Source organism: Marinobacterium aestuariivivens, from assembly GCF_042661465.1.
Classification (GTDB): Bacteria; Pseudomonadota; Gammaproteobacteria; order Pseudomonadales; family Balneatricaceae; genus Marinobacterium_A; species Marinobacterium_A aestuariivivens.
This window is the reverse complement of the sequence record NZ_JBHSWE010000001.1, coordinates 1,282,631-1,307,581: the sequence shown is the minus strand read 5'-3', so window position 1 is coordinate 1,307,581 and position 24,951 is coordinate 1,282,631. Positions and strand designations below refer to the sequence as shown.

21 protein-coding genes and 3 pseudogenes are annotated in these 24,951 nt (G+C 64.0%); 22 read left to right on the top strand and 2 right to left on the bottom strand.

What is annotated here, in order from left to right:
• Positions 1 to 19 precede the first annotated feature (19 nt).
• Positions 20 to 1,794, bottom strand: a pseudogene (gene gcl, locus ACFQDL_RS06850) (glyoxylate carboligase).
• Between the two features lie 257 nt (positions 1,795 to 2,051).
• Entirely contained in the window at positions 2,052 to 2,810 is a 759-nt protein-coding gene (locus ACFQDL_RS06845; protein ID WP_379908363.1) for an FCD domain-containing protein, read from the bottom strand.
• 285 nt (positions 2,811 to 3,095) lie between these two features.
• On the opposite strand from ACFQDL_RS06845, the gene dctP reads away from it, so the two are divergent.
• The 22 genes and pseudogenes from dctP (at position 3,096) to ACFQDL_RS06735 (ending at position 24,949) form a co-directional block, all read left to right on the top strand.
• On the top strand, positions 3,096 to 4,220 hold the full coding sequence (dctP, locus tag ACFQDL_RS06840; protein WP_379908362.1) for a TRAP transporter substrate-binding protein DctP: 1,125 nt from the start codon (positions 3,096 to 3,098) through the stop codon (positions 4,218 to 4,220).
• Between the two features lie 60 nt (positions 4,221 to 4,280).
• On the top strand, positions 4,281 to 4,979 hold the full coding sequence (locus tag ACFQDL_RS06835; protein ID WP_379908361.1) for a TRAP transporter small permease subunit: 699 nt from the start codon (positions 4,281 to 4,283) through the stop codon (positions 4,977 to 4,979).
• Positions 4,979 to 6,334 carry a TRAP transporter large permease gene (locus ACFQDL_RS06830; protein ID WP_379908360.1) on the top strand — a complete coding sequence of 452 codons (1,356 nt, stop codon included), beginning with the start codon at positions 4,979 to 4,981 and terminating at the stop codon, positions 6,332 to 6,334. The genes ACFQDL_RS06835 and ACFQDL_RS06830 overlap by 1 nt, the downstream gene beginning before the upstream one ends.
• Positions 6,304 to 6,531, top strand: coding sequence for a TRAP transporter large permease subunit (locus tag ACFQDL_RS06825; RefSeq protein ID WP_379908359.1), 228 nt, complete (start codon positions 6,304 to 6,306; stop codon positions 6,529 to 6,531). Before ACFQDL_RS06830 ends, ACFQDL_RS06825 begins: the two co-directional genes overlap by 31 nt.
• Before the next feature lie 118 nt (positions 6,532 to 6,649).
• A pseudogene (locus tag ACFQDL_RS06820) lies at positions 6,650 to 8,828 on the top strand (malate synthase G).
• 65 nt (positions 8,829 to 8,893) lie between these two features.
• Entirely contained in the window at positions 8,894 to 9,319 is a 426-nt protein-coding gene (locus tag ACFQDL_RS06815) for a GlcG/HbpS family heme-binding protein (protein ID WP_379908358.1), read from the top strand.
• A 38-nt stretch (positions 9,320 to 9,357) separates the two neighbouring features.
• Positions 9,358 to 10,812 carry an FAD-linked oxidase C-terminal domain-containing protein gene (locus ACFQDL_RS06810; RefSeq protein ID WP_379908357.1) on the top strand — a complete coding sequence of 485 codons (1,455 nt, stop codon included), beginning with the start codon at positions 9,358 to 9,360 and terminating at the stop codon, positions 10,810 to 10,812.
• A gap of 96 nt (positions 10,813 to 10,908) precedes the next feature.
• Positions 10,909 to 11,790, top strand: coding sequence for a glycolate oxidase subunit GlcE (gene glcE / locus ACFQDL_RS06805; protein ID WP_379908356.1), 882 nt, complete (start codon positions 10,909 to 10,911; stop codon positions 11,788 to 11,790).
• Between the two features lie 84 nt (positions 11,791 to 11,874).
• The gene (glcF, locus tag ACFQDL_RS06800) at positions 11,875 to 13,083 is read left to right on the top strand and encodes a glycolate oxidase subunit GlcF (protein ID WP_379908355.1); all 1,209 of its coding nucleotides are present in this window, start codon (positions 11,875 to 11,877) and stop codon (positions 13,081 to 13,083) included.
• Positions 13,084 to 13,316: 233 nt separating this feature from the next.
• On the top strand, positions 13,317 to 14,144 hold the full coding sequence (locus ACFQDL_RS06795) for an IclR family transcriptional regulator (protein WP_379908354.1): 828 nt from the start codon (positions 13,317 to 13,319) through the stop codon (positions 14,142 to 14,144).
• A gap of 40 nt (positions 14,145 to 14,184) precedes the next feature.
• Positions 14,185 to 14,517 carry a CidA/LrgA family protein gene (locus ACFQDL_RS06790; protein ID WP_379908353.1) on the top strand — a complete coding sequence of 111 codons (333 nt, stop codon included), beginning with the start codon at positions 14,185 to 14,187 and terminating at the stop codon, positions 14,515 to 14,517.
• Positions 14,514 to 15,233, top strand: a complete 720-nt coding sequence (locus tag ACFQDL_RS06785) for an LrgB family protein (RefSeq protein WP_379908352.1) — start codon at positions 14,514 to 14,516, stop codon at positions 15,231 to 15,233. Before ACFQDL_RS06790 ends, ACFQDL_RS06785 begins: the two co-directional genes overlap by 4 nt.
• Positions 15,234 to 15,352: 119 nt before the next feature.
• Positions 15,353 to 16,432, top strand: coding sequence for a 4-hydroxyphenylpyruvate dioxygenase (hppD, locus tag ACFQDL_RS06780; protein ID WP_379908351.1), 1,080 nt, complete (start codon positions 15,353 to 15,355; stop codon positions 16,430 to 16,432).
• Positions 16,433 to 16,513: 81 nt separating this feature from the next.
• A complete protein-coding gene (locus tag ACFQDL_RS06775) occupies positions 16,514 to 17,038 on the top strand; it encodes a gamma carbonic anhydrase family protein (protein WP_379908350.1) in 525 nt (174 codons plus the stop codon).
• 275 nt (positions 17,039 to 17,313) lie between these two features.
• Positions 17,314 to 17,640: an STAS domain-containing protein gene (locus tag ACFQDL_RS06770; protein ID WP_379908349.1), complete on the top strand. Its 327-nt coding sequence runs from the start codon at positions 17,314 to 17,316 to the stop codon at positions 17,638 to 17,640.
• A gap of 38 nt (positions 17,641 to 17,678) precedes the next feature.
• Complete coding sequence (locus tag ACFQDL_RS06765; RefSeq protein ID WP_379908348.1) at positions 17,679 to 18,041, top strand: response regulator; 363 nt, start codon at positions 17,679 to 17,681, stop codon at positions 18,039 to 18,041.
• 6 nt (positions 18,042 to 18,047) lie between these two features.
• Positions 18,048 to 20,117: a chemotaxis protein CheA gene (locus ACFQDL_RS06760; RefSeq protein ID WP_379908347.1), complete on the top strand. Its 2,070-nt coding sequence runs from the start codon at positions 18,048 to 18,050 to the stop codon at positions 20,115 to 20,117.
• Positions 20,086 to 20,397 carry a chemotaxis protein CheW gene (locus ACFQDL_RS06755; protein WP_379908346.1) on the top strand — a complete coding sequence of 104 codons (312 nt, stop codon included), beginning with the start codon at positions 20,086 to 20,088 and terminating at the stop codon, positions 20,395 to 20,397. Before ACFQDL_RS06760 ends, ACFQDL_RS06755 begins: the two co-directional genes overlap by 32 nt.
• Positions 20,397 to 20,621 carry a chemotaxis protein CheW gene (locus tag ACFQDL_RS06750; protein WP_379908345.1) on the top strand — a complete coding sequence of 75 codons (225 nt, stop codon included), beginning with the start codon at positions 20,397 to 20,399 and terminating at the stop codon, positions 20,619 to 20,621. The genes ACFQDL_RS06755 and ACFQDL_RS06750 overlap by 1 nt, the downstream gene beginning before the upstream one ends.
• Positions 20,618 to 22,927: a methyl-accepting chemotaxis protein gene (locus ACFQDL_RS06745; RefSeq protein WP_379908344.1), complete on the top strand. Its 2,310-nt coding sequence runs from the start codon at positions 20,618 to 20,620 to the stop codon at positions 22,925 to 22,927. The genes ACFQDL_RS06750 and ACFQDL_RS06745 overlap by 4 nt, the downstream gene beginning before the upstream one ends.
• Positions 22,928 to 22,963: 36 nt before the next feature.
• A pseudogene (locus ACFQDL_RS06740) lies at positions 22,964 to 23,817 on the top strand (CheR family methyltransferase).
• Positions 23,818 to 23,836: 19 nt separating this feature from the next.
• Positions 23,837 to 24,949, top strand: coding sequence for a protein-glutamate methylesterase/protein-glutamine glutaminase (locus ACFQDL_RS06735; RefSeq protein WP_379908343.1), 1,113 nt, complete (start codon positions 23,837 to 23,839; stop codon positions 24,947 to 24,949).
• Positions 24,950 to 24,951 lie beyond the last annotated feature (2 nt).

Sequence of the window (24,951 nt, the reverse complement as noted above, 5' to 3'; positions counted from 1 at the left end):
CTAAAGCCGCTCCCACGTATTAATCCTGCAGCGAGCTCGCCGTTGGGGCATCGGTGCCTCCTAGGCCAGCTCCTCGAATTCGTTTATAGCATCGATTTCGGTGCCCATGGCGATATTGGTCACCCGCTCGAGAATGATCTCGACGACGACCGGTACCCGGTATTCGGTCATCAGCCGGCGGGCCTCCTCGAAGGCCGCACCGATCTCGTTCGGATCGCGCACCCGGATCGCCTTGCAGCCCAGGCCTTCGACGACGGCGACATGGTCGACGCCGTATCCCTCCAGTTCGGGCGCATTGATGTTGTCGAACGCCAGCTGCACGCAGTAGTCGATATCGAAGTTGCGCTGCGCCTGGCGGATCAGCCCCAGGTAGGAGTTGTTCACCACGACATGGAGGTAGGGCAGGTTGAACTGGGCGCCGACCGCCAGCTCCTCGATCATGAACTGGAAGTCGTAATCGCCGGAGATCGCGACCACTTCGCGATCCGGGTCGGCCTTGACGACCCCGAGCGCGGCCGGCGCTGTCCAGCCCAGCGGTCCTGCCTGTCCGGCGTTGATCCAGTTGCGCGGCTCGTAGACGTGCAGCTGCTGGGCGGCGGCGATCTGCGACAGACCAATGGTGGTGACGTAGCGCGTGTCGCGGCCGAAGGCTTTGTTCATCTCGGCATAGACGCGCTGCGGCTTGACCGGGACCTGGTCGTAATCGCTGCGCCGCTGCATCGTCTGCTTGCGCTCGCGGCAGTCCGCGGCCCAGCTGGAGCGGTCCTTCAGCCTGCCGGAGGCCTGCCATTCGCGGGCGACTTCAACGAACAGTTCCAGGGCGGCGCCGGCATCCGAGACGATGCCCAGATCCGGCGTGAAAACCCGGCCGATCTGGGTCGGTTCGATATCGACGTGAACGAAGGTACGTCCCTTCGTATAGACCTCGACGGAGCCGGTGTGACGATTGGCCCAGCGATTGCCGATGCCGAGCACGAAGTCCGACGTCAGCAGCGTGGCGTTGCCGTAGCGGTGTGAGGTCTGGAGTCCTGCCATGCCGGCCATCAGCGGATGGTCGTCGGCGATCGTGCCCCAGCCCATCAGCGTCGGAATCACCGGTACGCCGAGGCTCTCGGCGAGTTCGACCAGAGCGTCGGAGGCATCGGCATTGATGATGCCGCCGCCGGCGACGATCAGTGGTCGCTCCGAGGCCTGCAGCATCTCCAGTGCCCGCTCGACCTGGCGGCGGGTCGCGGTTGGCTTGTAGGGCACCAGTGGTTCGTACAGATCCGGGTCGAACTCGATCTCGGCCATCTGCACATCGAACGGCAGGTCAATCAGCACCGGGCCCGGGCGGCCCGAACGCATCAGGTGAAACGCCTTCTGGAACACCTGGGGAATCAGCCCCGGTTCCAGCACCGTCGTGGCCCACTTGGTCACGGGCCTGGCGATCGATTCGATGTCGACGGCCTGGAAATCCTCCTTGTGCAGGCGGGCGCGCGGCGCCTGGCCGGTGATGCAGAGCATCGGGATGGAGTCCGCCGATGCGGAATACAGACCGGTGATCATGTCGGTTCCGGCCGGTCCCGAGGTGCCGATGCAGACGCCGATATTGCCGGGTCTCGCACGACTGTAACCCTCGGCCATATGGGAGGCGCCTTCGACATGGCGGCCAAGCACATGGTCGATACCGCCGAGCTTCTTCAGCGCCGCGTAGAACGGGTTGATCGCGGCCCCCGGTACACCGAAGGCCGTTTCGACGCCCTCCTTCTTGAGTATCTCGACTGCTGCTTCTATCGCTCGCATTTTTGCCATGGAAGCTTCCTCCCCTTCGCTGTTAAGTGGAAACCCGGAGCGGCCCGGCCCGCTGTTGGCTTCAATAAAAGCAGTTCGAACCAACGATTTCAACAAAAAATGGAAATGAATTTCACAATGTGGATTGTGAAATATCTGCATGGCTGTTTTTGGAAAATACCAATATCATTAAAAACAATTGTTTATATAAACAAAAAGAGCCAAGGCGACGGTTTTTGGAAATCGCCACCTTGGCTCTATATTTTTGGAAGTTGATTTCAGTTTGTGGTTTCGGCCTCGCGGCCGGCGTCGATGGCGGCGCGGATGAGGCTCTTCTCTTCCTGCTCGATCTGGCGCAACGCCTCGCTGACATGGCGCACATGGGCCATGGCGGCCTTCTGTGCCCAGTTGGCCTGTCCGCTGATCACGGCGTTGTAGATCTGCCGGTGGTGCTTGTCGATCTGCTGCTTGAACGCCGTGCGATGGCTGAGGTTGAGTACCGAGGCCTGGACGGAGTGCAGCATCAGGCTCTTGAGGCTGTTCAGCACATGGATCAGCACCGGGTTGTGGGACGCCTCGACGATGGCGCGGTGAAAGGCATGGTCGAGGTCGGCGTTGGTCAGAGGGTCCGCCGCCTCCATGGCTTCAAAGGCGCGGGTGATGCGGTACTGGTCCTTGTCGGTGGCACGCTGGGCGGCGAGGAACGCGGCCTGCCCCTCCAGCTGTTCGCGTACCTCGAGCAGATCGAAAAGGGTGCGGGCATGGCCGAAGTACAGCTGCATCAGCGGGCTTTCGTCTTCCGGCTCCGGCACGATCGCGGCGACGAAGGAGCCCTTGCCGTGACGGGTCTCGATAATGCCGCGGCCGTGCAGTTCGTGCAGCGCCTCGCGGATGATCGAGCGCGACACCCCGAGCCTGGCCGCCAGCTGGCGCTCGGACGGGATCTTCTGTTCCGGCGCCAGACTGCCGTCCAGGATCAGCTGCTCCAGGCGGTGGGCGATGGCCTGGGCAATGGGCTGCTGCTTATTGTTGTTCATGTTGGCGCTATCACTGGTTGGACCAGTCCTCCGCAGGTTCGGTCAGGGGCCGGTGCAGTGGCCGACTGCACCGCTACTATCGGGTATTCCCGTAGATCCGTCCATGGCGCCGGTCAAGAAACTGGTCGGACCAGTTCTCAATTGAGTGGACGGCCTGTCGGAGCCGGCTGAAACTCGCTCCGTGCTTCGCTGCGGGCCGGCCCTGATTCAGGGTCCTGTCGCACCTTCAACCGGTGTTCCGCCCCGTTGGCACCGACAATAACAACGCATCTGGAGAGAGAATCCATGAGCTATCGCAAAGACAACAACACTGCATCCGGCGCATCGCACCGGCGCGGTTTCCTGAAATCCCTGGTCCTGGCCTCGGCCGCCGTTTTCGGAGTCTCCGCCCTGACCGCGGCACCGGTCCAGGCCGCCCAGACCTGGAAGGTGCAGTCGGTCTGGGATGCCGGCACCGTGGGTTACACGCTGTTCGAGGAGTGGTGCAACGGCATGGAGGAGAAAACCGGTGGCGAGCTGAAGTTCAAATGCTTCCCGGCGAAGTCCGTCGCGGCGGACAACAATGCGCTGTTCGATGCGGTGCGCAACGGCGTGCTGCAGGGCATGAACCCCTTCACCCTGTACTGGTCCGGCAAGATTCCGGCGTCCGTATTTCTGACCTCCTATCCGGCCGGTCCCGACCAGCCACACCAGTGGGACACTATGTTCTACAGCATGGGCATGCTGGAAAAGACCCGCGAGATCTACAGGAAGCTCGGGCTTTTCTATGTCGGTCCGATTCAGCACGATGCCAACATCATCCATTCGAAAAAACCGGTCAACAGTCTCGATGACCTCAAGGGCATGAAGGTCCGCCTGCCGGGCGGCATGGTGGCCGAGGTATTCCAGCAGTTCGGCGTCTCGACCGTCAGCCTGCCGGGTTCCGATATCTTCCCGGCACTGGAGAAAGGAACCATCGATGCCGCCGACTATGTCGGGCCGGCGGTGAACTACGAGCTGGGCTTCGCCCAGGTCACCGACAACATCCTGATGGGGCCGCCGGGGGTGATGTCCATCTACCAGCCGGTGGACCTGATGGATCTGACCGTCAATCTGCGGGCCTGGGAGAAACTGCCGGAGAAGGTGCAGCGGATCGTCGAGGACGAGGTGCGCAACTACTCCCAGAAGCACTATCTGACCATCCAGAAACGCAACGTCGAAGCGATGGAGAAGTTCAAGGCCGCCGGCAGCGGGGTCTCGCGCCTGAGTCAGGAGGACCTCGAGCGCTTCCGTCGTGCCGCCATCCCGGTCTGGTACAAGTGGGCCAACAAGGATGCCGACGCCAAGGAAATCTTCGAGCTGCAGCTCAAGTACATGATGAACGATACCGTCGGCTACATCACGGCTGACGATATCAAGGGCATGGAATAACGGGCGAATCCCTTCCGGGGCGGTTCCCGCCCCCGGACTCAACACGAGAGGTTGTACATCATGTCTGAGTTGGAAGGATTCGGTTTCGTAATGCCCCACTGGCTGTACTGGGGCTGGCTGGCAGTGATGCCATTGATCATGATCGCGCTGGACCGGCGCCAGGCCCGCAAAGGGGCTGCAGCGGAAACCTCGCACCCGGTCATGGGCGAGGTGCAGGCCGAAGAGGATCCGTTGATTCAGCGCCATATCGAAGGCAATCGCCTGACCCGCGTCATCGACTGGATCAGCGAGAAATCGGGCGTCTTCGTGGCGTTCTGGACGGTCAACGCCGTCTGCTTCTATTTCTTCGAGGTCGTCATGCGGTACCTGTTCAACATGCCGACCATCTGGGTGCACGAGGCCAGCTATCTGCTGCTGGGCATGCAGTATCTGATGGCCGGTGGCTTCGCGCTGCTGCACGGCGCCCATGTGCGTGTCGATGTCATGTACAACTTCCTGCCGGAGCGCGGTCGGGTGGGCATGGACATCTTCACCTCGATGTTTTTCTTCATCTTCGCGCTGGCGCTGACAGGAACCTCCTGGACCTTCTTCATGAATGCCTGGTCGATGGGCGAGACCACCGTCGAGACCTGGGGTATCCAGTACTGGCCGGTGAAAGCCGTAATGCTGCTCGGCTCGGTGCTGATCCTGCTGGCCGGTCTTTCTAAACTGATCAAGGACGTCGCGCTGTTCGTCCGCATGGGACGGGAGGCCTTCTGATGAATACCAAGGTTATGAATCCAATCGAGTTCAAGGCCGCCCGGGGCTCCACCCTTACCGGTACCCTCGGTACCTGGCTGATGGTACTGGCCACGGTGGCGATGGCGGTCGTGATCGGTGTCGAAACCCTCAATACGCTGTTTTTCGATCCCTACGAGGACGACTATTTCCTGTTCCGCCTCGCCGGAAGCCTGGCCGATGTCGAGATAGGACCGCTGACCTATCTGATGTTCGGCTCGCTGCTGGTGGCGCTGATGATGGGCCTGCCGCTGACTTTCGTCACCGGCGGCCTGGGGGTGATGTTCATCTACCTGGTCGGCGATGCCACCATGCTGAACATCATTCCGGGGCGCATCTTCCCGATGATGACCAACTCCGATCTGGCCGCGATTCCGCTGTTCATCTTCATGGCGTCGATGCTCGAGCGTGCCGGTCTGATCGAGGAAATGTTCAACGTCGTCTACAAGTGGATGGGCGGCCTGAGCGGCGGTCTGGCCACGGCCACGATCCTCGCATCGACGATCCTCGCCGCCATGGTCGGCGTGATCGGCGCCGCCGTCGTGACCATGGGCATCATCGCGCTGCCGGCGATGCTCAAGCGCGGCTACGATCATCAGATCGCGCTGGGTTCGATCATGGCCGGGGGCACCCTCGGGATCCTGATTCCGCCGTCGATCCTGGCGATTCTCTATGCCGTGGTGGCGCAGCAGTCGGTCGGCGAACTCTATCTCGGTGCCATCGTGCCCGGTCTGATGCTGTCCGGCATGTATATCGCCTATGTGCTGATCCGCACTTGGCTGAAGCCGGAGATGGGCCCGCCGGTGCCGGTCGAGGAGCGCATATCGCTGAAGGAAAAGATCCTGCTGCTCAAGGATCTGGTCGCGCCGCTGATCCTGGTGATGCTGGTGCTGGGCCTGCTGTTCGGCGGCATCGCGACGCCGGTGGAAGCGGCCGGTATCGGCTCCTTCGGCGCCATGCTGGTGGCCTGGAAACACGGTGCCTTCTCGGTGGCGGCCCTCAAGGACGCTTCGGTGACCACGGCCAAGGCCTCGGCCATGGTGCTCTGGATCATGTTCGGCGCCTCGGTGTTCGTCGGCTTCTACATCCTCCAGGGCGGTCAGGACTTCATCACCGAGACCATTCTCGGTACGGGCCTCTCGGCCTACGGCATTCTGTTCATGCTGATGGTGCTGCTGGTGGTTCTCGGCATGTTCCTGGACTGGGTCGGCATCCTGCTGCTGGCGGTGCCGATCTTCATTCCCATCGTTCAGGCGCTGGAGTTCGACGGCCTGTTCGGCCTGCCGGCGGTGCCGGGGAGGACGTGGTGCTCTGGTTCGGCGTGCTTTACCTGGTGAACATGCAGATGTCGTTCCTGAGTCCGCCGTTCGGCTACGCGCTCTTCTATATCCGCGGCGTCTGCCCGCCGGAGATATCGATGGGCACCATCTTCAAGTCGTCGCTGGTGTTCCTGGCACTGCAGGCTTTGGGGCTTATGGTCTGCATCCTGCTGCCGGGTGTGGTCACCTGGCTGCCCAATCTGGTGTACGGCTAAACGCTGATGCGATCCGGCGGGCGCCGCCGGATCGCCCCCGATGATTCCCCCTGTTGTCCGTCATGCAGGTGTTTGCCTGCAGGGGGCGCACGGGTATGAACAACAAGTGAGAGAGCGCATGAACGACAGAATCCAACTCGGTGGTCTGCAGATCGCGGCGCCGCTTTACCGACTGGTTGCCGACGAGATCGCACCGGGAACCGGTATCGAGCCCGAGCGTTTCTGGGCGCAGTTCGAGGCCATCGTCGACGATCTGGCGCCGATGAACCGGGCCCTGCTGCAAAAGCGCGACGAGATACAAACGTTGATGGATCAGTGGCACCGTAGCCATAAGGGTCAGCCGCTGGACATGGCCGAATACCGCGCCTTTCTCGGCGACATCGGCTACCTGGTGCCGGAGGGGAAGCCTTTCAGCATCACCACCACGGGCGTCGACGACGAAATCGCCCGGGTGGCAGGGCCGCAACTGGTGGTGCCGGTCAACAACGCGCGTTTCGCCCTCAACGCGGCCAATGCCCGCTGGGGCAGCCTTTACGATGCCCTTTACGGCACCGACGTGATTCCGGAGGAGGGTGGCCTGGGCAAGGGCAACCGCTTCAACCCGGAACGGGGGCTGGCGGTAATTGCCTGGGCGGCGGATTTTCTCGATCAGGCCGCGCCCTGGCGGCGGGCGGCCATGCCGAGGTGGCCGACTACGGGCTGGAGCGTCGCAACGGTCGTACGGAGCTGGTGATAACCCTGACCGACGGTCGTGCCACCGGCCTGCAGGATCCGGCGCAGTTCGCCGGGTTCCGCGACGAGGACGGCATCCGGGTGATCCTGCTGCGCAATAATGGCCTGCACCTCGAGCTGCAGATCGACCGCAGCCATCCGATCGGCGAGATGGCCAGTTCCGGTCTGCGCGACCTGATACTGGAGTCGGCGCTCAGCACCATCATGGACTGCGAAGACTCGGTCGCGGCCGTCGATGCCGATGACAAGGTCGGTGTCTATCGCAACTGGCTGGGGTTGATGAAGGGAACCCTGGAGGAGACCTTCGTCAAGGGCGGGCGCTCGATGACACGGCGTCTCAATCCGGACCGGGAATACCGTACGCCGGATGGCGAACGCCTGTGCCTTCATGGCCGCAGCCTGCTGCTGGTGCGCAACGTCGGCCATCTCATGACCACCGATGCGGTGCTGGACCGCGACGGTCGGCCGGTACCCGAGGGCTTTCTCGATGCGATGGTCACGAGTCTCTGCGCGATTCACGACCTCGGGGGCTGGGACGGTACCGCAACAGCCGCCGCGGCAGTCTCTATATCGTCAAGCCGAAGATGCACGGGCCCGACGAGGTCGCCTTCACCAACAGGCTGTTCGGCCGAGTCGAAACGGCCCTGGACCTGGCGCCCAATACCCTCAAGGTCGGCGTCATGGACGAGGAGCGGCGCACCTCGGCGAACCTCGCGGAGTGTATCCGTGCGGTGCGCGAGCGGCTGGTGTTCATCAATACCGGTTTCCTCGACCGTACCGGCGACGAGATCCATACCTGCATGGAGGCGGGGCCGGTGCTGCCGAAAGAGGCGATCAAGGTGCAGCCCTGGATTCAGGCCTACGAGGACCGCAACCTCGACATCGGCCTCGAGTGCGGTCTGCAGGGCGTGGCGCAGATCGGCAAGGGCATGTGGCCGATGCCGGACGAGATGGCGCGGATGATGGAAGCCAAGGTCGCCCATCCCCGGGCCGGCGCCAACTGTGCCTGGGTACCTTCGCCGACGGCGGCGACGCTGCATGCCGTCCACTACCACCGGGTCGAAGTGGTGGCACGCCAGCGCGAACTGGCCGAACGGGCGCGCGGCAGCCTGGACCTGCTGCTGACGCCGCCGCTGCTCGGCGAGCAGCGCCTGAGCCCGGAGCAGATCCAGGCCGAGCTCGACAACAACGTCCAGGGCATCCTCGGTTATGTAGTGCGCTGGGTCGATCAGGGCATCGGCTGCTCCAAGGTACCCGATATCCACAACACCGGACTGATGGAGGACCGGGCGACACTGAGGATCTCCAGCCAGCACCTGGCCAACTGGCTGCTGCACGGTATCTGCACCGACGATCAGGTGATGGATACGCTGCGGCGGATGGCGGCGGTGGTCGACAACCAGAACGCCGGTGACCCGGCCTATCGCCGGATGGACCCGGACTATGACCGCAGCCTCGCCTTCAAGGCCGCCTGCGACCTGATCTTCAAGGGCTGCGAGCAGCCCAACGGGTACACCGAGCCGCTGTTGCACCGTTGGCGCCGCGAAGTGAAAGCGAGTGTGTAGGTTTCGTGCATCCGTTAGTCATGAAGCAATACAGGAAATTTTCTGTCGAACAGGAGTGAGCAAAGATGTTGTCCATTCAACGACTCGAGCTGGCCGAGGCCCGCGTTCTTATCGAGGGTGCCGCGCGGCATGCCCGCGAGATCGGGGTGCCGATGTGTATTGCGGTGACGGACGAGTCCGGCAACCTGATTGCGTTCGAGCGCATGGACGGTGGTAAGGTGACCAGTGTCACCGTCGCCCAGGACAAGGCCTTCACCGCGGCGGCGGCACGCAAGGCGACCCACGAATACAACCAGGCCTGCACGCCGGGAAACCTGGTGTTCGGTATCCATACCGCGCTGGGCGGACGCATCAGTGTGGTCGGCGGCGGACTGCCGGTCGAGGTCGGCGGTGCGGTCGTCGGCGGGATCGGCATCAGTTCCGGTACGCCGCAGCAGGATATGGCCTGCGCCCAGGCGGGTATCGATCACCTGCATCGCAGCCTGGGCTGAGGCGAATCGAAAACCCATCTTTTCAGCCGGAGTGGCCGATGAGCAATCTGAACAACCCCAAGAAATCGGATCTGGCGGACCGCTTTCGACGCTTCATTGATCCCGAATACGTGATCAGCGATGACGAGACGCTGCGCCCCTACGAGTGCGACGGCCTCTCGATGTACTGCGAGCGGCCGATGCTGGTGGTGTTGCCCCAGACCGTCGAGCAGGTGCAGGAGGTATTGCGCATCTGCCATCGCGAACAGGTGCCGGTGGTGGCGCGCGGTGCCGGTACCGGCCTCTGCGCCGGTGCCATGCCCCATGCCGAAGGGGTGGTGCTGTCGCTGGCGAAGTTCAACCGCATTCTCGGGATCGACCCGCTCGCGCGCAGTGCCCGGGTGCAGCCCGGGGTACGGAACCTGGCGATCAGCGAGGCGGCGGCCGAGTTCGGCCTCTATTACGGGCCCGATCCGTCGTCCCAGATCGCCTGCACCATCGGCGGCAACGTGGCCGAGAACTCCGGTGGGGTGCACTGCCTCAAGTACGGCCTGACGGTGCACAATATCCTCGGCATCGAGATGCTGACCGTCGAAGGCGAGCGGGTGCAGATCGGCGGCGAAGGGCTCGACAGCGGCGGCATGGACCTGCTGGCGCTGATGACCGGTTCCGAAGGCCTGCTGGGCATCGTCACCGAGGTGCGCGTGAAACTGCTGCCGACGCCTGAGCGGGCGCGGGTGGTGATGGCCGGCTTCGACAGCGTGCAGACCGCAGGCGATGCGGTCGGCGGCATCATCGCCGCGGGCATCATTCCGGGCGGGCTGGAGATGATGGACACCCATGCGATCCAGGCGGCCGAGGATTTCGCCCGGGCCGGCTATCCGAGGGATGCCCGGGCGCTGCTTCTGTGCGAGGTCGACGGCACGGCGGAGGAGGTGCAGGAGCATATCGAAAAGGTCGAGAGCCTGTTCCGCCAGCTCGGTGCCACCTCGGTCCGCACCTCCCATGACGAGGCGGAGCGGGCGCTGCTGTGGAAAGGGCGCAAGTCGGCCTTCCCGGCGGTCGGGCGCATCTCGCCGGATTACTACTGCATGGACGGGACCATTCCGCGCGGCCAGCTGGCCCGGGTACTGACCGAGATGGAGCGGATGTCGGAGCGTTACGGGCTGCGGGTCGCGAACGTCTTCCATGCCGGCGACGGCAACCTGCATCCGTTGATTCTGTTCGATGCCAACGTGCCGGGCGAGTTCGAGAAAACCGAGGCGTTCGGCGGCAGGATCCTCGAGCTCTGCGTCGAGGTCGGCGGCTGCATCACCGGCGAGCACGGTGTCGGCATCGAGAAGATCCGCCAGATGCCGGTGCAGTTCAACGAGCAGGAGTTGCGCCAGTTCAATGCGATCAAGGACGCTTTCGATCCGGCGGGGACCCTGAATCCCGGCAAGGGCGTGCCGACGCTGCGCCACTGCCAGGAATACCGGTCGATCGAATCCACACCCGAACCCGTGGGAGCCTGAAATGAGCGATATCAGCAAACAACTGCAGGATCAGGTCCTGCAGGCCCGGCAGAGCGGGGACAAACTGAACATTCAGGGGGCGGCAGCAAGTCGTTCATGGGTCGCGAACGCAGCGGCGAGCCGCTCGATGTCGGCGGTCATCGCGGCATCCTCAGCTACGAGCCGGTGGAGCTGGTGCTGACGGCCCGGGCCGGCACACCGCTGAGCGAGATCGCCGCGGCACTGGACGAACAGGGACAGATGCTGTCGTTCGAGCCGCCGCTGTTTGGCGGCCAGGCAACGCTCGGCGGGACCCTGGCCTGCAACCAGTCAGGTCCCGCACGTCCCTGGTGGGGATCGGTACGGGATCAGGTGCTGGGCATCCGGCTGATCAACGGCCTGGGCGAGCAGCTGCGCTTCGGCGGCCAGGTGATGAAAAATGTCGCCGGCTACGATGTCTCGCGGCTTCAGGCCGGGGCCATGGGCACGCTGGGTGTCATCACCGAGGTGAGCCTCAAGGTACTGCCCAGGCCGGCCGCGACGGTCACCCTGGTGTGTGAAGCCGACCTGGCCGAGGCCGTGCGATTGATGAACGAGCGTGCCGGCGAGCCGAAACCGCTGTCGGCGGCCTGCTGGCATGATGGCCGGCTCTACCTGCGCCTCTCGGGGGCCCGCACGGCCGTCGATGCCACGGTGCGTCAGTGGGGCGGGGAGCGGCTGGAGGATGATCAGGCGTTCTGGCAGGCGTTGCGCGACCAGCGTCTCGGCTTCTTCGACGAGGATAGGCCGCTGTGGCGCTTCTCGATCCGCTCGAGTGCGGACCCCCTGCCGCTCGATGGCGACTGGCTGATCGACTGGGGCGGCGCCCAGCGCTGGTACCGCGGCGATTCGGACCGGGAACGGATGGAGCAGCTGGCCGCAGCGGCCGGCGGTCAGGTCAGCCTGTTTCGCGGCGGCGACCGCTGTGGCGAGGTGATGCACCCCAGGCGCCGGCGCTGAAACTGATTCAGCAGCGTCTGAAAAAGGCCTTCGACCCGGACGGCCTGTTCAACCCCGGCCGCCTCTATAGCTGGATGTGACGTCATGAAAACCACTATTCTTCCGCAATACAAGAACAGCGTGCAGGGGCAGGAGGCCGAAGAGATCCTGCGCACCTGCGTGCACTGCGGCTTCTGTACCGCCACCTGCCCGACCTACCAGGAGCTCAATGACGAACGTGACGGGCCGCGCGGGCGCATCTACCTGATCAAGCAGCTGCTCGAAGACGGACAGGTCACCGAGAAGACCCGCACCCACCTCGACCGCTGCCTGACCTGCCGCAGCTGCGAGACCACCTGCCCGTCGGGCGTCCAGTACGGCCGGCTGATCGATATCGGACGTGGCCTCGTCGAGGAGCAGCTGCCGAGACCGCCGAAAGAGCGGCTGCTGCGCTGGGGGCTGCGTCAGGTGCTGCCCTACCGCCACCGCTTCGGTCCGCTGCTGCGGGCCGGCCAGCTGTTCCGGCCGCTGCTGCCCGCACCGCTGAAAACGAAGGTGCCGCCGCGGCGCGAGGCGAAACCCTGGCCCGCGAGCAGCCACCCAAGAGTGATGATCGCCCTGGCCGGCTGCGCCCAGCCCGCCGCCGCGCCCAATACCAATGCCGCCGCGGCACGGGTGCTGGACCGCCTGGGCATCACCTTGGTCGAGGCGCCGAAGGCCGGCTGCTGCGGTGCGGTCAGCTACCACCTGACGGCGCACGAGGACGGTCTCGATTTCATGCGGCGCAATATCGATGCCTGGTGGCCGGCGATCGAAGCCGGTGCCGAGGCGCTCGTGATGACCGCCTCCGGCTGCGGCGCCATGGTGCAGGAGTACGGCCATCTGCTGCGTCAGGATCCGCGCTATGCCGACAAGGCGCGCCGGGTCAGCGAGCTGACGCGGGATCTCGGCGCGGTGCTGCTCGACGAGGACCTGTCGAAGCTGGGGCTGGGCAAGGGAGCCGACAGGGTTGCCTTCCATTGTCCCTGTACGCTGCAGCACGCGATGAAGCAGAACGGGGTGGTCGAGCAGGTGCTGCGCAAGGCCGGTGTCGAACTGACCGCGACCCACGACAGGCACCTGTGCTGCGGTTCGGCCGGTACCTACTCGATCCTGCAGCCCGAAATGAGCCAGCGGCTGTTGAGCAACAAACTCGAGGCGCTGACCGTCGACAACCCGGACCGCATCGTCACCGCCAATATCGGTTGCCAGCTGCACCTCGAAACCAAGGCCGAGGTGCCGGTGCAGCACTGGATCGAGCTGTTGGACCGGTGATGGCGGTTGAGTGGTGCGGTTCGCGTTGCTCACCAGCACCCTACAGGGTCTGATATATCGTAGGGTGCTGGTTATCGCCATGGATGGCGGAAGGCCGCCCCGCGTGAATCCTGGCAATGCAGGAGCGATTGCCAGGAAGCGAAGCGCACCGCACCGGCAACGAGCCTGCTTCGATGATGCGCGCTGGGGTGCTATGCTGTGGCGGTTTTTCGTCTAGCAGGGACAACGCCTCGATGAGTGACCGCCGTAGCGACGCGCGCAGCAGCAAGACCAGCAAGAAAACCGCCACCTCCAGCGCCGTGCAGGTGCAGTCCCTGACCCGGGCACTGACCCTGCTGGAGCGGCTGGCGACCTCCGATATCGGCCTCAATCTGACGGAACTGTCCGGCGGTCTCGGACTGGCGCCCTCTACCGCACACCGGCTGCTCAACAGCATGCGCCAGCTCGACTTCGTCGACTTCGACGAGCAGAGCGGCCTATGGTCGGTCGGCGTGACCGCCTTTTCGGTCGGCAGCGCCTATCTCAAGAAGCGCGACTTCGTCGCCCAGGCCCGTCCTTTCATGAAGCGGCTGGTGGCCGAGACCGGCGAGACGTCGAATCTCGCGGTGCTGGAGGGCGTGCAGCACGTTTTCGTCGGTCAGGTGGAGTGCTCCGAGGTGATGCGCATGGTGGTGCAGATCGGCAGTCGCGGCGCCCTGCATGCCGCCGGCGTCGGCAAGGCACTGCTGTCGGCGCTCGATGATGACGAGGTGATGACGATCATCAAACGCACCGGGCTCGAGGCGATGACGCCGAATACCATCACCTCGCCCAGCGCTTTTCTCGAGGAGCTGGGGCGGATCCGCGCCCAGGGGTATTCGGTCGACAACGAGGAGCAGACCTCGGGGCTGCGCTGCGTGGCCGCCAACATCTACGACGAAAACGCCGAGGCGATCGCCGCCGTCTCGATTTCCGGGCCCTCGGTCAGGGTCCGGGCCGACAGAATACCGGTCTACAGCGCGGCAGTCATGGCGGCGGCCGACCAGATCACGCACGCCATCGGCGGCCGCCGACCGGAGTAGGGCCAATGCTCGCGGCGCTGACATTGATCATCGGGCTCCGGTGCTGGGCACCCTGGTGGTCGAACTGCTGGGGCTGTCGGTACCGGGTCCGGTACTCGGCATGCTGCTGTTTCTGCTGGTGCTGCCGGCCATGTCCCGCGGCTGGCCGGACCTCGAACAGGTGACCCGCTTCTTTCTCGCCAACCTGTCGCTGCTGTTCGTGCCGGCGGCGGTCGGTATCGTACGTCACCTGGGGCTGGTCAGCCCGATACTGCTGCAACTGCTGGTGGTGCTGCTGGTCAGCCTGCTGGTCGGTCTGGTCGTGACGGCCGGGGTTTTCGCTGTACTGGCTCGGCGCATTGCGCCGGCACGGGAAGAGGAGCTGGAGCCATGAATGCCGAGCTCGGGCAGTTCTGGGTCTATCTGGAACGGGATCCGCTGATCTGGCTGCTGCTGACCCTGGCCGCCTATGCGCTGTCCCAGTGGCTGCACCGGTGGGCGCGGCAATCGTCGCTGCTCAATCCGGTGGCGACCAGCGTCTGCCTGCTGGTGTTTTTCCTGTCGCTGACCGGCGTCTCCTACGAGGACTATTTTGCCGGTGCCCAGTTTATCCATGTCATGCTCGGACCTGCGGTCGTCTGTCTGGCGCTGCCGATCTGGCAGAATCGGCGCAGTCTCAGACGCAGCCTGCCAGCGCTGGTGCCGGCGCTGCTGGCCGGCTCCCTGGTGTCGGTACTGAGCGCACTGGGACTGGCCTGGCTGTTCGGTTTCGATCGCACCCTGCTGCTGACACTGGTGCCCAAGTCGGTCACGGCGCCGGTAGCGATGGGCATTGCCCAGGATCTCGGCGGCATCCCGGAGCTGGCGGCGGTGCTCTGCGCCGTCACCGGCATTTTCGGCGCCGTGCTCGCGCTGCCTCTGATGAAGTGGCTGCGCATCCGTGATCGCCGCGCACAGGGACTGGCGCTGGGCGTCACGGCCCATGGTATCGGCACCGCGGCCGCCTTCCAGCAGCACAGCGTTACCGGCGTTTACAGCTCCATCGGCATGGCGATGAATGCCGTGCTCACCGCGGTGCTGGCCGGGACTCTACTGGTTGCCTGGCTGTAGCCACCCATTCCGGAGCTATCCTTAATGCATCATCATATTTCCAGGTCTGAACGGCCGGTTGCGGTCGCTTGGCGCAACCGGGAGCCGTCCAGCCTTTGAATGCAAAGAGGAGAGCAACCATGGGTGATCTGTTCGAGAATCCCGCAGGGCTCTGCGGTTTCGAGTTCGTCGAGTTTGCCGGTCCCGACCCCGGGAAGGTCGCGGAGGTATTGAGGCTGCTCGGCTTCATGAAGGTGGCGACGCACCGTTCGAAAGCGGTCGACCTCTATCGCCAGGGCGGCATCAACTTTATCCTCAATCGCGAGAAGAAAAGCCTGGCCGACTACTTCGCCCAGGAGCACGGGCCCTCGGCCTGCGGTCTTGGTTTCCGGGTCAGGAATGCGCACCAGGCTTACAACCATGTTCTCGAGAAGGGGGCCCAGCCGCTGGATATTCCGACCGGGCCGATGGAGCTTCGGCTACCGGCGATCAAGGGGATCGGCGGTGCGCCCATCTATCTGATCGACCGTTTCGAGGAGGGCTCGTCGATCTACGATATCGACTTCGAGTACCTCGACGGCGTCGACCGGCATCCGCAGGGGTGCGGCTTTTACGAGATCGACCATCTGACGCACAATGTCTATCGCGGCCGGATGGCGTTCTGGGCCGATTTCTACGAGCGTCTGTTCAACTTCCGCGAGATTCGTTATTTCGACATCAAGGGCGAGTATACCGGGCTGACCTCGAAGGCGATGACGGCGCCGGACGGCAAGATCCGCATACCGCTCAACGAGGAGGCATCGGCTGGTGGCACAGGCCAGATCGAGGAGTTCCTGATGCAGTTCAACGGCGAAGGGGTGCAGCATATCGCGCTGCGCTGCGACGATCTGCCGGCCTGTGTCGACCGTCTGCGCAAGAATGGCGTGCCGCTGATGACCGCGCCGCCGGATACCTATTACGATATGCTCGAAGAGCGCCTGCCAGGCCACGGCGAACCGGTGGAGGAGTTGAAGGCGCGCGGCATCCTGGTCGATGGCAGCACCGAAGGTGGCGAGCCGAAGCTGCTGTTGCAGATCTTCTCGGCCACGCTGCTGGGGCCCGTGTTCTTCGAGTTTATCCAGCGCAAGCGGGACGAGGGCTTCGGCGAGGGCAACTTCAAGGCGCTCTTCGAGTCGATCGAGCGCGATCAGATCCAGCGCGGCGTTATCAAAAAAGAATGAGATCGGAGCGGGATGCAGCGGCTTCAACCCCGTCAATCTTTGATCGATTCTCAGCGAACAGGTGCACCAGGAGGCCACTCAATGGCGATCTATCGGTACGGGGAGCATTGCCCCGAGATTCATGACGACACCTATGTTGCCGAACAGGCGACGGTGATCGGCAAGGTGGTACTGAAGCAGGGAGCCAGCGTCTGGCCCCAGGCGGTATTGCGTGGCGACAACGAGACGATCGAGATCGGCGTCGCCAGCAATGTGCAGGAGGGGGCCGTGCTGCACACCGACATGGGGTATCCACTCAGCGTCGCCGACAATGTCACCATCGGTCACCAGGCGATGCTGCATGGCTGCACTGTCGGCGAAGGCTCCCTGATCGGTATTCAGGCCGTGGTGCTCAATGGGGCCGTGATCGGCAAAAACTGCCTGGTCGGTGCCGGCGCCATCGTCACCGAAGGCAAGGTCTTTCCGGACAATTCGCTGATTCTGGGGGCACCGGCGAAAGTGGTGCGAGAGCTCGATGCGCAGGCGGTCGCCAAACTGGGCGCCAATGCCGGGCATTATGTGGAAAAGGGTCGTATTCACAAGGCGCTTCTTGAACGCATCGATTGAATAAAAGACGCCAGGCCGGAGCTCCTGCCTGGCGTCTCCAATCGTTCATATTGAATTATCACTCGTTTATTTTTTTACATGGTTTTCCGAATTGGTCGTGTCTTTTAAATAGTTGAATGTTCGATAAAAATAATCTTCCATATTTACTTTTTTGTTTCTGATTTACGCTGTTGTTTTAAAAAGTATTTTTAAACTAAAAAACGTTTGATGTATCTCATTGCAGACACTAGTATGGATTGGCGTCGGGACTTGGCCTTGAATTAAGAGGGTCTGTAATGGAATGCAATAATAAAACCGTTACTGCAGTTTCACGAATAACGCTGCCCGAAGAGCTTACTATTGTTTCTGCAGGGCCATGGAAAACAGAACTGTCCGATAATATCTCCCGATCCTCGCTTGAACTCGATGGCAATGCCGTCACCCGTATCGATACGGCTGGTATCCAGCTGCTTCTGACCTTTATTCGCGATGCCCGCAGGCTCGGTGTCGATATCGAATGGACCCGGCATCCGGTGGTGATTTTCGATGCCGCACAGCGCCTCGGGCTGGCTCCCGATCTGTTGCTGCCGGATGGCCCGCCCCTTCCGACTGATCGAATCTGATAATTGGCCCGCCTGTTACAACACGGAGAGTGATAACCATGGCAACGGTACTGGTAGTCGATGATTCTGCCTCCCTGCGGGGAATGGTGAGCTTTACCCTCAAGCAGGAGGGGTATGAGGTGGTCGAGGCGGAGCATGGCCGCGATGCCCTGGCGAAAGCCGGCAGCGGAGGCTTCGATCTGGTGCTGACGGACGTCAACATGCCGGTGATGGACGGCATTGCCCTGTGCTCGGAACTGCGCCGGCTGCCGGCATTCAAGTTCACCCCCATTCTGATGCTGACCACTGAAAGCTCGCCGGAGATGAAGGACCGGGGCAAGACGGCGGGGGCGACCGGGTGGCTGGTGAAACCGTTCAATCCGGAGAAACTGATCGGCACCGTCAAGCGCGTAATCCGGTAGGTTGCCATGAGCCTGGACATGTCGCAGTTCGTGCCGACCTTCCTCGAGGAAAGCTCCGAGGGGCTGGAGGTGATGGAGTCCAGTCTGCTGGCGCTGGATGCCGATGACGGCGAGACCATCAATGCCATTTTTCGTGCCGCTCACTCGATCAAGGGCGGGGCCGGCACCTTCGGTTTCACGGCGCTGGCCGAATTCACCCACCATGTCGAAACCCTTCTCGATCAGCTGCGCAGCGGGCGCCGTCAGGCTGCGCCCGCCCTGGTCGACCTGCTGCTTGAAGCCGTCGATGCGATGCGGCTGCTGCTGCAGGCGGCACGCGACGGCGATAGCGATGCACCGGCGCCTGTCGCGAAGGTTCGCCAGGGGCTGGAAGCCGCGCTGGCAGTTGAGCCGACGGCCGCCCCGCCGGTCTCTTCACCGGCAACAGTCGCGGCCTCCGACCAGGGCTGGCTGATCCGCTTCGTGCCGGACCCCGGCCTGCTGCAGACCGGCAACGAGCCGCTGCTGATGTTCGATGCCCTGGCCGAACTGGGTCCCCTGCAGGTGCGACCGGATTGCGGCCGGCTGCCGGCGCTGGAGGCGCTGGAGCCCGAGCAGCTGTATCTCGCCTGGGAGCTGGAGCTCCACGCCGCCTGTGGCGAGGACGAGATCCGCGAGATTTTCGAGTGGGTCGAAGACGAATGCGATCTGCAGATCATGCCGCTGCAGCCAGCCGCGGCGCCGGCTTCCGAGCGGGTTGCCGCCTGGACGCCCGCGCAGGACGATAGAGCCCCCGTCGCGGCCCGGCCGCCGGCGCCGGTCGCGAAACAGGACAGCGGGTCGATCCGGGTGGCGATCGACAAGGTCGACGCGCTGATCAACCGGGTGGGAGAGCTGGTGATTACCCAGGCGATGCTCGGGCAGCTCGGTCAGGAACTGGCGGGCCTCGAGAGCGAGGCGCTGGAACGCTTGCAGGCCGGGCTGGCGCAGCTCGAGCGCAATACCCGCGAGCTGCAGGAAGATGTGATGCGGGTGCGGATGCTGCCGGTCAGCTTCGTCTTCAACCGCTTTCCGCGCCTGGTGCACGATGTCGGCGCGAAACTCGGCAAAGAGGTCGAACTGCGCCTGCACGGCGAACAGACCGAACTCGACAAGACGGTACTGGAAAAGATCGGCGACCCGTTGATGCACCTGGTGCGCAACGCCCTGGATCACGGCCTGGAGATGCCCGCCGAGCGTCTGGCCGCAGGCAAGGACAGCACCGGCCTGGTGCAGCTCAATGCCTATCACCAGGGCGGTTTTATCGTGATCGAGATCAGCGACGACGGGCGTGGTCTCGATGGCGACAGGATCTTCCGCAAGGCGGTGGAAAAGGGGCTGGTGGCGGCCGATGCCGGCCTGTCGGAACAGGCGATGCAGGAACTGATTTTTTTGCCGGGCTTCTCCACCGCCGAACAGGTCAGCGATCTCAGCGGACGCGGTGTCGGCATGGATGTGGTTCGACGCAATATCGAGGCCCTCGGCGGTCATGTCAGCCTGGCCAGTGCCGTGGGGCGGGGCAGCACCTTCAGCGTCAGATTGCCGCTGACCCTGGCGATACTCGACGGTCAGTTGGTGCGGGTCGGCAGAGAGACCTGCATCGTTCCGCTGGTCTCGATCATCGAGACGCTGCAGACCGGTCCGCAGTCGCTGAACCGGGTCGCCGGCGCGGAACGGTTGCTGCACTTTCGCGACGAGTACATCCCGCTGCTGCGCCTTGGCGAAACCTTCGGGCTCGACAGTGACGGCGGTGACAACCGCAGCCGGCTGGTGGTGGTGGTCGAGGCCGGCGAGCGCCGGGCGGGACTGGTGGTCGACGAGCTGCTGGGTCAGCAGCAGGTGGTCATCAAGAGTCTCGAGTCCAATTTCCGGCGTGTCGAGGGCCTGGCCGGCGCGACCATCCTCGGCGATGGCCGGGTGGCGTTGATCCTGGATGTCGCCGGACTGGTCAAGCGCGGGCCTGACGCCCGCCCGGGCGCGGCCGATGGCGGTCATGAATTCATCACAAGCAGGGCAGGGAAAGCACATGACGACGCTGCAACCCAACAGCGCCATTGAGGCGTCGGAACAGGCCGGTCTGAGCCGGCAGTTCCTGACGTTTCTGCTGGCTGACGAAGAGTATGCGGTCGATATCCTGCGGGTGCAGGAGATCCGTGGCTGGATGCCGGTCACCCGGCTTCCGAACACGCCGGACTATCTGAAAGGGGTGCTGAACCTCAGGGGCGCCATCATCCCGGTGATCGATCTGCGCCAGCGTTTCGCGCTCGAGCCCTGGACTACGGCCCGACCACCGTGGTGGTGGTGCTCCGGGTCCGCAGCGGCGGGCAGGACAGGGTGATGGGGGTGGTGGTCGATGCGGTCGCCGAAACCTACAGCATCGCCGAGGCCGATATACGGCCCGCCCCGCCGATCGGGGTGATCAATCAGGAGTTCATCAGGGGTCTTGCGACCCTCGACGACAAGATGATCGTGGTGCTGGACGTGGATGCGATGATGAATTCGGGCGAACTGGCACTGACCGACCGGATCACCCGCCAGAGCGATGAAGGAGAGCAGGGATGAAGATCAACATGCCGGTAACCGATCACGAGGTGAAACTGCGTGACGGCCAGGAACTGGTCACCAAGACCGACCTCAAGGGGATCATTACCTACGTCAACCCGGCCTTTGTCGAGGTCAGCGGGTTCGGTGCCGACGAGCTGGTCGGCCGCAATCACAATGTGGTGCGCCACCCCGACATGCCGCCCGCCGCCTTCGCCGATCTCTGGGCGACGCTGAAGCTCGGGCGCCCCTGGTGCAAGCTGGTCAAGAACCGCTGCAAGAACGGCGACTACTACTGGGTCAAGGCGAATGTCACACCGGTCTACAAGAACGGCCAGGTGGTCGAATACATGTCGGTGCGCACCCGTGCCAGCGAACAGGAGATCGCCGCATCCGAGGCGCTCTATGGCAGGCTCGCCAGCGAGGAGACGCGGTTGCCGGATCCGGCGGCGCTGCCGCAGAAGACTCTCTATCGCAACGCGCTGCGCTGGATGCTGATGTCGGTTGCGCTGATGGTGGTGCTGACCGGCGGGCTCTTCGCCGCGGGCGCGCACGACCTGGTGCTGATGGCGGGGCCGGTCGTCGCTTTCGTGGTGCTGGCGGCAGGCATGGCGCGGCTGTTCAGAAAGGATCTGATCGAACCCCTGACCGCGACCGGCCAGCTGGTGCGCCAGATCACCCAGGGCGACTACCAGATCGCGATTGCGGTCGAGGAGCCGGGCGAGCTGGGGCAGCTCAAGCGGGTGGTCAAGTCGCTGGCGATCAAGCTCGGCTTCGAACTCAACGATGCCCGGGAGCAGGCGCGGCGGTCGCAACGGGTCAAGGTGGCGCTGGATAACGTCACCTCCAACGTGATGATGGCCGATACCCGCGGCGAGATCATCTATATGAACGAGGCCGTGCTGCAGATGATGCGCAAGGCCCAGGAAGACATCCGCACCCAGTTGCCGGATTTCGATGCCGAACGGCTGGTCGGCGCCAATATCGACAGTTTCCACAAGCATCCCGAGCACCAGCGCAAGCTGCTCGAGGCAATGAAGGATACCTTCCGCAGCCGCATCGCCATCGGCAAGCGCAGTTTCGACCTGGTTGCCACCCCGGTGGTGGACGAACAGGGCGAGCGCCTCGGCACCGTGGTCGAGTGGCAGGACATTACCGATCAGCTGATCGCCGAGCGCGAGATCGAGGCGCTGATCGAAAAGGCCGCCCAGGGGCAGCTGGACCAGCGCCTCGATGCCGAGATCTACCAGGGTTTCATGAAGAACGTGGCCGAGGGCATCAACCAGATGCTCGAGACCGTGGTCGAGCCGGTGCGGGAGGTCAAGCGGGTGCTCAATGCACTGGCCGACGGCGACCTGACGCAGCGGATGAGCGGCGATTTCCATGGCGACTTCGACGAACTCAACCAGGCGCTGGGCAGCTCCCTGGCGAAGCTGCAGACGATGGTCGGCGATATCCGCCAGGCCGGCGGCAATATCGCCAACGGCGCCTCGGAGATCGCGACCGGCAACAACACCCTGAGCCAGCGCACCGAGGAGCAGGCCGCGAGCCTCGAAGAAACCGCCGCCAGCATGGAGCAGATGACCAGCACCGTGAAGCAGAATGCCGACAATGCCCAGGAGGCCAGCCGGCTGGCGGAGAACGCCAGGACGCTGGCCGAGCGGGGCGGGGATATCTCGTCGCAGGTCGTCAGCGCCATGGCCGAGATCAGCCGCAGTTCGTCGCGCATTGCCGAGATCATCGGCGTGATCGACGAAATCGCTTTCCAGACCAACCTGCTGGCGCTGAACGCCGCCGTCGAGGCCGCCCGGGCCGGTGAGCAGGGGCGCGGTTTCGCGGTCGTGGCCTCGGAGGTGCGTAATCTGGCACAGCGCAGTGCCAGTGCCGCCAAGGAGATCAAGGAGCTGATCAGCGACAGCGTGCAGAAGGTCGAGGAGGGCGGACGCCATGTCGACGAGTCCGGCAAGGCCCTCGGCGAAATCATGTCGGCGGTCGAGCAGGTGTCGTCGATCGTGGTCGAGATCGCCTCGGCCAGTCGCGAGCAGGCCAGCGGTATCGAACAGGTGAATATCGCGGTCACCGAGATGGACGAGGGTACGCAGCAGAATTCGGCGCTGGTCGAGCAGGTTGCGGCCGCCTCCCAGGCGATGGAGGAACAGGCGCAGCAGCTGCAGCGGCTGGTCAATGCCTTCCGGGTGGCGGACGGGGACAGCCGTCCGTCGGAGGCCGCACTGGTCGGCCGGCTGCGCGACATGGCCGCCCAGACCGGCCGCCGGACGTCTGTCGCGGCGGTGGCGGGCGACGATACCGAGTGGCAGGAGTTCTGATAGCGGGACCGGCACGCCGTCTGGCAGGGAGGCCCCATGCTCGTGACCCGGACAAGGCCTCTGGTATCGGCCGAAAGGGCGTTCAGCTTTACCCTGCACGATTTCGAGCAGGTGCGGGCGCTGCTGTACCGCCATGCCGGTATCGTGCTGGCGGACAGCAAAAAGGATATGGTCTACAACCGGCTGGTGCGGGTGATACGCGAGCTGAAGCTGGCGGGGTTTGCGGAGTATCTGGTGTATCTGCAGGAGCATCCGGAAGCCCTGCAGGGCTTTATCAATGCCATGACCACCAACCTGACGGCCTTTTTCCGCGAACCTCACCATTTCGACTATCTGGCCGACCAACTGCTGCCGGAGCTGGATCGACAGGGCCAGAGGCGGCTGCGGATCTGGTCCGCCGGGTGCGCGATAGGGGAAGAGGCATACAGCATCGCGATGACGGTCATGGGCAGCCGTTTTGCCGATGCGGATCGGGATGTCCGAATTCTGGCGACCGATATCGACACCCGGGTGCTGGACGTGGCGCAACAGGGCATCTATGCCGCCGAGCGGGTGGCGACGTTGCCCGAGGCGGTGCGCAGGCGCTGGTTTCTGCGCGGCGTCGGCGCCTCGGCCGGGCAGGTCAGGGTGCGGGATGAACTGCGTGCCCTGCTGACCTTCAGAGAGCTTAACCTGATGCGGCCCTGGCCGATGACGGGGCCCTGGACGTGATTTTCTGCCGCAACGTGATGATCTACTTCGACCAGCAGACCCAGCAGCGGCTGCTGCAGCGAATGGCCGATCTGCTCAGGCCCGGCGGCCTGCTGTTCGTCGGTCATTCGGAAACGCCGGGCCGCCTCACGGATCGCTTCCGGCTTGTCGGCAATACGGTCTACCGGCGCTGTCGCTAGTTTTGAATAAGGAGTATGGATGGATCCGATCAAGGTGCTGATCGTGGACGACTCGGTGGTCGTGCGCCAGGTGCTGACTGAACTGATGGCCTCGGATCCGGGGCTCGAAGTGGTCGGGACGGCCGTCGACCCCTTCGATGCACGGGAAAAGATCAAGCAGCTGCAGCCCGACGTGCTGACGCTGGATATCGAAATGCCGCGCATGGACGGCCTGACGTTTCTGCGCAACCTGATGCGTCTGCGACCGCTGCCGGTGGTGATGCTGTCGTCCCTGACCACGGAGAAGGCCGAGGTCACGCTGCAGGCGCTGGAACTGGGCGCGGTGGACTTCATGGCCAAGCCGCGAGTCGGCAGCGATGAGCAGGCGCTGGAGCGCTTTCGCGATGGGCTGCTGGCCAGAGTCAGGGCGGCCGCGGCGGCGGCGCCGAAGCTGCGGACCGGATTGCGGGCCACCCGGGTAGTGACGGAAGGTGAATCGGCGGGGCCGGCCCGGCAGCCGGATCCCCGTGCGCTGATCGCCATCGGCGCCTCCACCGGCGGCACCCAGGCACTCAAGCAGCTGCTGGAGGCGTTGCCGGACTGGATGCCCCCGATCGTCGTCACCCAGCATATCCCCGGCTCCTTCAGCGGGCGCTTCGCCCGCCGTCTCGATGAAAACGGCCCGCTGAGGGTGCAGGAGGCGGCGGACCAGCAGCCGTTGCAGCCGGGGCATGTCTATATCGCCCCGGGAGACCGCCATCTGCGGGTGGTGGCTGCCGGCGACGGTTATCGCTGCCGGCTGGACAGCGGGCCTGCGGTCAACCGCCACCGGCCCTCGGTCGAGGTGATGTTCGATTCGCTGCTTGTCCTCGAGCCCGGCTGCTGCACGGCGGTGATGCTGACCGGCATGGGCCGGGACGGTGCTGCGGCGATGCGACGCCTGCGCGATGCCGGTGCCCGCACGCTGGTGCAGGACGAGGCGACCAGCATGGTCTGGGGCATGCCGGGTGCGGCCGTCGAGCTGGGCGCGGCACAGCAGATCCTGCCGCTGCCACGAATCGCCGGAGCCCTGGTGCGGTCGGCGTCCGAGGTTCTGCAACAGAATGCAGTCGCGGTGAACCTTCAATCCGATGGAGTTCTGGCTGATGAATAGTA